Here is an 8,128-nt window from a genome sequence, read left to right as displayed (position 1 = left end):
AAAATATTTACCATAATAAATCTAAAATTAAACACGCTACAGGTCTTGTAATTGCTTAAATAGTTTATTGCTAAAAATATGTTCAAGCCACATTTTTAAAAATTAAGCGTTATGGGGTTAGCGTGTACAAACCCGTTTGGTATAATTAAATAAACCAATCTAAAGAGGATACGTTAAATGCCGCACATTATTATTGAACACTCAGAAGATCTGCCTTTACTACCTCAAGTTCTTGTGGAAAAAATCCATACAACAACATTTGAAAGTGGCTTATTTGATTTAGAAACAATAAAGACTCGCGCTATTGCTTATCAGCATTATCAGTTAGGTGTGGGTAAAGAAGGGTTTATTCATATTGCGGTGCATATTATGGCTGGGCGTTCCATTGAGCAAAAGCAACTACTAAGTGAGCAATTACTAGCCTGCTTGCAAACGTATTGCAGAGCCTCTGACAGTTTAAGCGTAAATATTTACGAAATGGATCACGAGATTTACCGTAAAAACTAACCGCCATTACAACATCATAGTTATAGGCGAGAACTCTATAACTATGATGGTTTCCTCGCTCAACTGATTTTTTAATTAAATCGTGTTTAAAGCGTAAACTTACCCAGTAAATCCCTTAAAATATTCGATTCTTTATTTAAACCGTTACAAAGCTGCTCTGACTTTTTCATATTTTCTTTGGTTTGCTCTGCCGAATCGGAAATCATCACAATATTTTGGCTAATTTCTGAGGTTGCTAGTGTTTGCTCTCGCGTTGCAGTAGCCACTGAGTTGTTTAACTCGCTTAGTAGTACAATTTCCTGTGAAATACCATTTAATGTATGGCCGGTTTCTTTTAAGCGCTCGGCATTTTCTAGGGTGTTTTTGCTGCCCAATTCAATCGCTGTTACCGTGCTTGACGCTTTAGCATTTAACGAATCAATCATCTCATTTATTTGCTCCGTAGACTCCGCGGTACGTTGCGCAAGCGTTCTTACTTCGTCAGCAACTACCGCAAAGCCACGGCCCTGCTCACCCGCTCTCGCCGCCTCAATAGCCGCATTTAACGCCAATAAGTTAGTTTGCTCGGAAATCCCTTTAATTACATCTAATACATGAGAAATTGATTTAATCTCTGTCGAAAGCTCTAACACCGAGGCCACAGAATTGGCCATTGACGCTTCCAGTTGTTCCATTTGTTTAATCGTGCTTTGCACAAATTCAACCCCTTTGTGCGTCGTTTCTTCGGTTTTAGTAGCAATATCTGCCGCATTACTGGCACTACCAGAAATATCCTGAACCGTAACCTCCATCTCATTAACGGCTGCCGCCACCGTTTGCGTACTCGATGATTGCACTTCAGCTAAATTTGCCGCACCTTGCACTTGCTCAAGCACATCTTGGGAAATACCTTTAACATGAATTGCCGACTCAGAAACCTGTTTGAACATATAATGTAACTGCTCTAAAAACAGATTAAACTTAACCGCTAAGTCTGAAATTTCATTATTATCATCAGTAGGAAGTCGCGCTGTTAAATCGCCATCTTTTTCTGTTAACGCATTCACTGCTGCAGTAATGTTTTCGATTGGCCTAAATATTTGCCCTACTAACACGCGTGCTAACGCTAAACCTACAAGCGCAATAATTACACCAAAAATGATATTAGTATTAATAGCAGTATTAATTGCGCCATATAATTGCTCTTGGGGAATTTCAGCGACTAGATGCCAACCTAATGAATTTACTGGCGTACTTGAGACAACATAGTCATCACCATCAATTACTTTACTTTGAATTGCCCCATTTTTAATCGGCGCCAAGTCAACAGATTGCCCAATTTTAGTTTTATTACCATGCAGCATAATCTCACCACTACCAGAGACCAAATAAACAATGCCGCCCTCTCCTATTCTATATTCACTTATGAGATCCACCATAGAATCGAGCGAACGGCCAATTCCGGCAATTCCTTGTCGTTGCCCATCAAGCTCAATGGCATAATTAATAAATACCATCACCTCAGAGCTGCCTTTATCTATGTCGAGCGCTACTTCAAATGGTCTATCCGATGCTAAAAAAGCATCAAACCAAGTATCACTACTGTCTATTTGCCTAGAAATACCTTCATCGGTGTAATAATTGCGGGAGTTTTTAGAAATAATGTATGCGTTACTGGCTTGGTTTTTATTTTTTATATGTTTGAGGTAATCAATGAATTTACCTCGGCTTTGCGCATCTTCATTATTATTCATCCATTGTTGCACAAATAAGTTTTGCGCTATTTCTTTGCCAACAATAATAGGAGTCGATAACTCTAATTCGATTTGGCTTTTCACTTCACTAAGCGCTGTTGGTAAATCTACTTTGGCTAGTTTTTCTTCTGTATTTGAGCGAATACTATTTGAAAATATTAGAGTAGATATTGCTAAAGGAGCAACAACAGCCAAAATAAGGCTAAGGTATACTTTTCGTTTTAATAACATAGAGCACCTAAGGGGTAACAAAGCGGTATTTTATATACTGCACACAATTAACAGTAGCGACATTAAAGGTCATAAAATAAAGATTTTTATAATAAAATCCCATAACACTTTAATAGTAGATTCAACTGTGTTTATTGCAATGTATTCAATAAAATTAATAAAAAAATCAGTGCGCTGATAAAAATACAATAGAAGTAATAGAAATGAAGTTTTATAAACTAGGAAGGTGAGTTTCTATTTACTTGGAAAGCTTTGAAAAGTGGTGGCCCCTCCCAGACTCGAACTGGGGACCTAACGATTATGAGTTGTAAAACAAGGACTTACTACGAGTTACTTTTTGATATAATTATTTACTAATTTTTATAGCTATATCATAGGGTTATTGAATAAACCCTACCTCTGATGCATAAATCATTATGTATTTCAGAACGTTAAATTTTGCGTTCAAAGTAGCACAGAGGTAGCACTAGATGTCAGACACAAAATTTCGCTTCACAGAATTGTCGCTTGAAAAGATAGAATCAAACGGAAAACGCACTCGTTATTATGACAATCTATTGTCAGGACTCATTTTAGATGTGGGCGTAGCTGGTAGAAAATCATTTAGAGTTTATAAAAAGATACCAGGACGAGGCACACCTATTAGTGTCACCCTTGGGTATTTTCCATCAATTACACTTGATGATGCAAGGCGAATGGCTCGTAAAGTAATGGCAGATATTGCTGAGGGTATAAACCCAAACGACCTTAAGCGCCAATTTAGAGCGGCTTCAATTACCCTTAAAGAAGCCTTTGATTCATACATCGAATCTAGAGATCTTAAACCTATAACTGAAAGAGGTTACCACCAAAAAATAAACTGCTATTTACCAGACTGGCATAACAAGCGCCTAGCCGATATTAATCAAACAATGATTTTAAAACGCCAACGAGAAATAACCTCAAGAAGCCCTGCTCAAGCAAACGGTACCATGCGCCTACTGCGTGCTTTGTTTAACTTTGCCAAGGCTGAATACAAATCTTCAGAAGGTCGCTCACTATTTCCAGAAAATCCTGTAGCTGCTATTTCTGAAAAACGTAGTTGGAATAATATAAAACGTAAAACAAGACGGCTGCGCCGTTCACAGCTAAAACCTTTTGTAGATGCATTATATGAAGTTAGAAATGAAGCTGCCAAATATCGTCAGAATAGCCGTGTCGGTTTTTGTGATTACCTGGAATTTTTGACATTTTCAGGCCTGAGGAGGTCTGAGCTACTGCAACTCCCATGGTCACAAGTACACCTTGAAGATAGGATATTCATTTTAGAAGATACAAAAAATGGCTTAGATGTCGAGTTCCCTATTACAGATCGATTAGTTGAGATATTTAATCGACGAAAAGAATATAAGGTATCTGACTATGTGTTTGGTACAAATAGTAAAAAAGGCTACCTGACTGATCCTAAAAAGACGTTGAAACATGTATGCCAAATTGCAGGAGTAAAAATCACTTCGCATGATTTGCGCCGCACATTTACATCTATGGCTGAGAGTAGTGGAGTGTCAGGATACCTCCTGAAGCGCCTTCTAAACCATATTACAGATAAAAGTGATGTAACTGCTGGCTATTTAATTTTAACCGCTGAGGAGCTCAAAGAGCCCGCAGAAAAAGTAACAGAAACAATAGCCAAATATGCAGGCTTGATTGAGCTAGAGCCAGAAAATAAAATGAGTGAAATGAAAAGTCTGTTAGCAAACTTAACTAAGGAACAAAAAGTTGAGCTGATGAGCACTTTATTAAGTTAATTACAGCACTTTCACAGAGGGTATTTAGTGAAGACTATCTAATTACAAGCAAATTGCCCACAGACTAAAACTCGCTAAAAGAATGTGAAAAATCGGTTTCTTTTATTTATTTAATTACGTTTAAAGATTAGTGCATAAAAATCATTTTAGACCAAAAACTTAGAACCAATTTTGGTAACCAAAGGTACGATAAAATAGTATTAAAAGTACGATAGTAAATGATCAAAGGTACGATAGTTTAAGGATTAAAAGTACGATACTCCGTATCAAAGGTACGTGTCTGTCCATAATTAAAAGTACGATACTATATTCATTATGGTATACGACTGAGCTCAACTTAATTAAAAATGTAAATTAACTTAAATATGAAAAACATTGATAGGCAAAAGGAAGAACTACTCGCTCTACTAACGAAAAAAGCCAGTATCACAGCTAATTACTTCATGTTTGAAAAATCAGTTATGAGAACTGGCTATATGCCACACTTATCGAACTATTTAATTTGTTAATAATGCATGCATTCTCTTAACAATCATTAATATAGTAAAGATCAAGTTTACAGTAACAAACGCCACTAGCGGAGTTGCAAAGTAGGTGTTCACATCAATACAGAAAGACACAGGGTCTTCTAATGGTAATGTAATGGTCTTTACTTTGCCTCTACAGATCGACTCGATAAAGCAAGCAACAACTAACGTTACAGAAGCTATCATTGAATAACAAATATTGAAGTACAACTGGTCTAGAATCGTACGCTTCGTACTATAACTAACGTCCGCTTTCTTTGCCTCATCTGATTTTTCTTCCAGCTTGGTACTTTGGTCATATACCAGTACGAGGACACTTAGCAATAACGCAGTGAAAATGGCACCAAAGTTTACTAGCAGAGATGTTAAGTCAGTTGTAAATTTGAACTCAAAAACAACGGTCAATATCGCCAAAAGCAAAGGTAGCAACAAGAAGGTAAAAATATCACTCTTGCTTACCTTCTTAGTTCCATTGTGCTGTAGTGTTTTCCAGTGCCCCGAGATTATCTCGAAAACATTTATCTTAGAACTCATAATAAAGATCCATTAGTACATCGTTTGAGCGTATTCATTTGCGATTTTCACAACCCATCGATTCATTGAATTAAAGTCTGGCACACCTTCGTTCATTACAACATTCTCATCTAACTCAATCTCGCACATAGCGTTTGAGCTATTATGCCCAACATTGAAGGTTCGCTGTTTACCGTTCATTTCTACAACAGTTTTGACCTGATTACCAAACCCTATTAGCTCAACAACTGCTTCATAATGTTCATTATCTTTATTGAAAAAATCTCTTAGTCGACCGAGATTACCTTTCCTTGGTGGTTTGATAATAAGCTCCTGCTCGTGATGACCCAACTTATTTAATTTATCAGCGACGTCATTAACACCAACAAACTTAGTCAGTCTTATCTCTTTAGCTTGCGCATCCAACCATGCATTTATAGCACTATCATAGGCTAAAGGATTCATTTGCAAAACAAGATTCGCTTGCTGCTTAAAGTAAGCTCCGAATAAGTCATGAAATAATGTCTTGATTCCATTGCCTCGATAAGTATGTAGGAATGCCATACCTTCATCAACATTTAAAGGTATACGGAAGTGTACATAGTGTTTGATGATTTCTGCATTGTCCTTTGCTTTTTCAAAATCGACCTTTTGCGTGTTGATATTGATAATGTCCGTCTTCATCCCGTAAACCCCGACATTAAACCACCCCCACACTTCACGATTTGCAGCGTCGACCTTAATATCACTAAAGCAATACACTTGCTGAGTCTCCTCTGCAATCTTGTAATCCTTAGAGTGGGTCTTGATGAAAGTCTCAAGCATTTTAAATAAATCAAACTTACCTGATATTTGGTTTAAGTTGCTGTAACGCTTATCCCTGTCGCCATCAAGCGACTTATTATAAACTCGAAAGCTGTATGGGGTTAAAGCATGTTGCTCTTGTTCGTATGTTTTAGCCATTATCGATAGTCAAATTTAGGTAAGTTTAAGATATTACTCAAAATCATATCACGCTAACTGATAGTCTTACTAGATTTGATGCACACTAACAAAAACTTGTGTATTACTCAGGTTAAGTATCAAAAATGATTGGTTTATTCTCAACTTGGAAACCTGTCAGCTACTCCTTATTTAGATCAAGCGTAAATTTACCACTTACAATTTAGTACTCCAAACTATTACTAACTAGGTGAAGCATCAATTAATTTTCACCTGCACCTTCCTTAAATTCTATTCCAAGCTCTTTGGCCCTTTCCTTAAATAAAACGCTTCCTCCTGCGGTTAAATTAAAAATTAGAACATCTTTCTCATCGAATAGAATTCCTAGCCCTAGCAACCTTCGGCAACGCCTTAAGCGCCTTTTAAATTGAGAGGTTGTAAGCTTAACCCCAATTCTTTTTTTCATGTTATCTATCGGAAATTCATAACTTGGCTTTCGTCCACAGCACTTTTTGCATACTTCATAAAGCCGACGCTCAAACGGTTTCAGGTTAAAGTAGCCATCGTCTAGTTTAAGCACTTTTCTATTCTGAACCACTGCAAATAACCACTCTGGTAAGGTTATTTCCCAATAAACACTTTCGTTTATTTGGACTTTTCTAAATTCCTCAATCATGGATGTATTTTCAGGAATCTTAATATCAGATATAGTGGCATCAGTAGTAAACCTTGTACCCTTTAAACGTTTCAAAGCGTTATCAAGGATTGTATATTCTTTTCCCGAAGTACCTCTATTTGTTGTTTTTAAAAAGTCGTAACGACAAAGCAATACTTTTCGATTAATCTCAATTTTCATATTTTGCGCGGCCATTAAATGGCTTAAGCAATAGATGATCACTTCTTTATCTTTGACTGTTGCCCGCCCGAATTTACTCGGGGTTATAGCTAAAGAAACACCTCTATACTCGAACTCAACACAATCTTTTGACTTTCCATCCAAAGCATATATAGGCCAAAACATAGAGAAAATATCTGACCTTAAAGTCATATACTTCATTTTGCATTCGAAATACGCCATAGCTTGCGTTACTTGTTTCTTGGTTGAGAAGCTAACCAGTTGTGAAAATCTTCAACAGGGAAAAGTAATCGAGCGCCAATTTTAATATGCGGTGGTAATGGATAATTTCCACAGCCTTGTTTGTTCTTAGAGATTTGATTAAAAAGAGCTTGTTTGCTGATAAAAAGTAAGTCGGCTACTTCTTCTGAACGATAAAATACCTTTTCCATTATTATTGACCTCAAAGCGTAAGCGTTGAGCTCAATTATTAGCTCAACACATTATTAATTAGTTGAGCGACAATGGTAATTAAGTGGTAAGAAGCTTGTCCTTGAAAAACAGGGGTAACTTTCGGGGGGTTTTTGACAGTTTAGAGGAAAAGTAACTTAATTTAGTTATCAATAAAATTAAGCAACTGATTTTTATATGTATTATTTTTTAGATTTGGAGTTAGCTAGTAAAAAGGCCTACAAAAAAAATTTGCTTGATAACCTTTTTAGGTAGGCTTTTGGAGAGGTTCTATGCAATATCATTTACATTTGAAATGAAACAAAACAGCGAAGAAGATCACAAGACTTAGAATCAAAGCGCAACCAACTAACAAAGGAGCCATGTTTAAATCCTGCCTTCTTTAATTGCTGCAAAAAGGTCATTTTTCAACTTGTCGTAACGACGAGTAGCGCGAATCGCTAATACCATTAAAACCCACATTTGAAACCATTCGTATAATGTCATAACTGCAATCTCAGCTAATGCTTTGTACTTGAGTATAGAAAAGATCCTTCCCAATTACACAAAGCAATAATCCACTCACTAATATTTTGTTGTTTC

7 protein-coding genes are annotated in these 8,128 nt (G+C 36.6%); 2 read left to right on the top strand and 5 right to left on the bottom strand.

Going from position 1 to position 8,128, the window contains the following annotated elements:
• Positions 1-177: 177 nt before the first annotated feature.
• On the top strand, positions 178-507 hold the full coding sequence (locus ACTRWE_RS18435) for a 5-carboxymethyl-2-hydroxymuconate Delta-isomerase (RefSeq protein ID WP_013465979.1): 330 nt from the start codon (positions 178-180) through the stop codon (positions 505-507).
• Between the two features lie 86 nt (positions 508-593).
• On the opposite strand, the gene ACTRWE_RS18430 is transcribed toward ACTRWE_RS18435, so the two are convergent.
• A complete protein-coding gene (locus ACTRWE_RS18430) occupies positions 594-2,471 on the bottom strand; it encodes a methyl-accepting chemotaxis protein (RefSeq protein ID WP_462880458.1) in 1,878 nt (625 codons plus the stop codon).
• A 470-nt stretch (positions 2,472-2,941) separates the two neighbouring features.
• On the opposite strand from ACTRWE_RS18430, the gene ACTRWE_RS18425 reads away from it, so the two are divergent.
• Complete coding sequence (locus tag ACTRWE_RS18425; protein WP_462880457.1) at positions 2,942-4,258, top strand: tyrosine-type recombinase/integrase; 1,317 nt, start codon at positions 2,942-2,944, stop codon at positions 4,256-4,258.
• Positions 4,259-4,755: 497 nt separating this feature from the next.
• Here the strand turns inward: ACTRWE_RS18425 and ACTRWE_RS18420 are convergent, their stop codons facing one another.
• From ACTRWE_RS18420 to ACTRWE_RS18405, 4 genes are all read right to left on the bottom strand, one after another.
• Positions 4,756-5,319: a hypothetical protein gene (locus ACTRWE_RS18420; RefSeq protein ID WP_411737060.1), complete on the bottom strand. Its 564-nt coding sequence runs from the start codon at positions 5,317-5,319 to the stop codon at positions 4,756-4,758.
• Between the two features lie 12 nt (positions 5,320-5,331).
• Positions 5,332-6,261: a hypothetical protein gene (locus ACTRWE_RS18415; protein WP_411737061.1), complete on the bottom strand. Its 930-nt coding sequence runs from the start codon at positions 6,259-6,261 to the stop codon at positions 5,332-5,334.
• Positions 6,262-6,502: 241 nt separating this feature from the next.
• On the bottom strand, positions 6,503-7,297 hold the full coding sequence (locus tag ACTRWE_RS18410) for a replication initiator protein A (RefSeq protein WP_462880456.1): 795 nt from the start codon (positions 7,295-7,297) through the stop codon (positions 6,503-6,505).
• A 29-nt stretch (positions 7,298-7,326) separates the two neighbouring features.
• A complete protein-coding gene (locus tag ACTRWE_RS18405) occupies positions 7,327-7,527 on the bottom strand; it encodes a helix-turn-helix transcriptional regulator (protein WP_033032042.1) in 201 nt (66 codons plus the stop codon).
• Between the last annotated feature and the right edge of the window lie 601 nt (positions 7,528-8,128).

This window comes from Pseudoalteromonas sp. G5_S1_54_S4 (assembly GCF_054968565.1).
The sequence above is the reverse complement of the archived record's forward strand: the minus strand, read 5'-3'. Positions and strand labels throughout refer to the sequence as shown.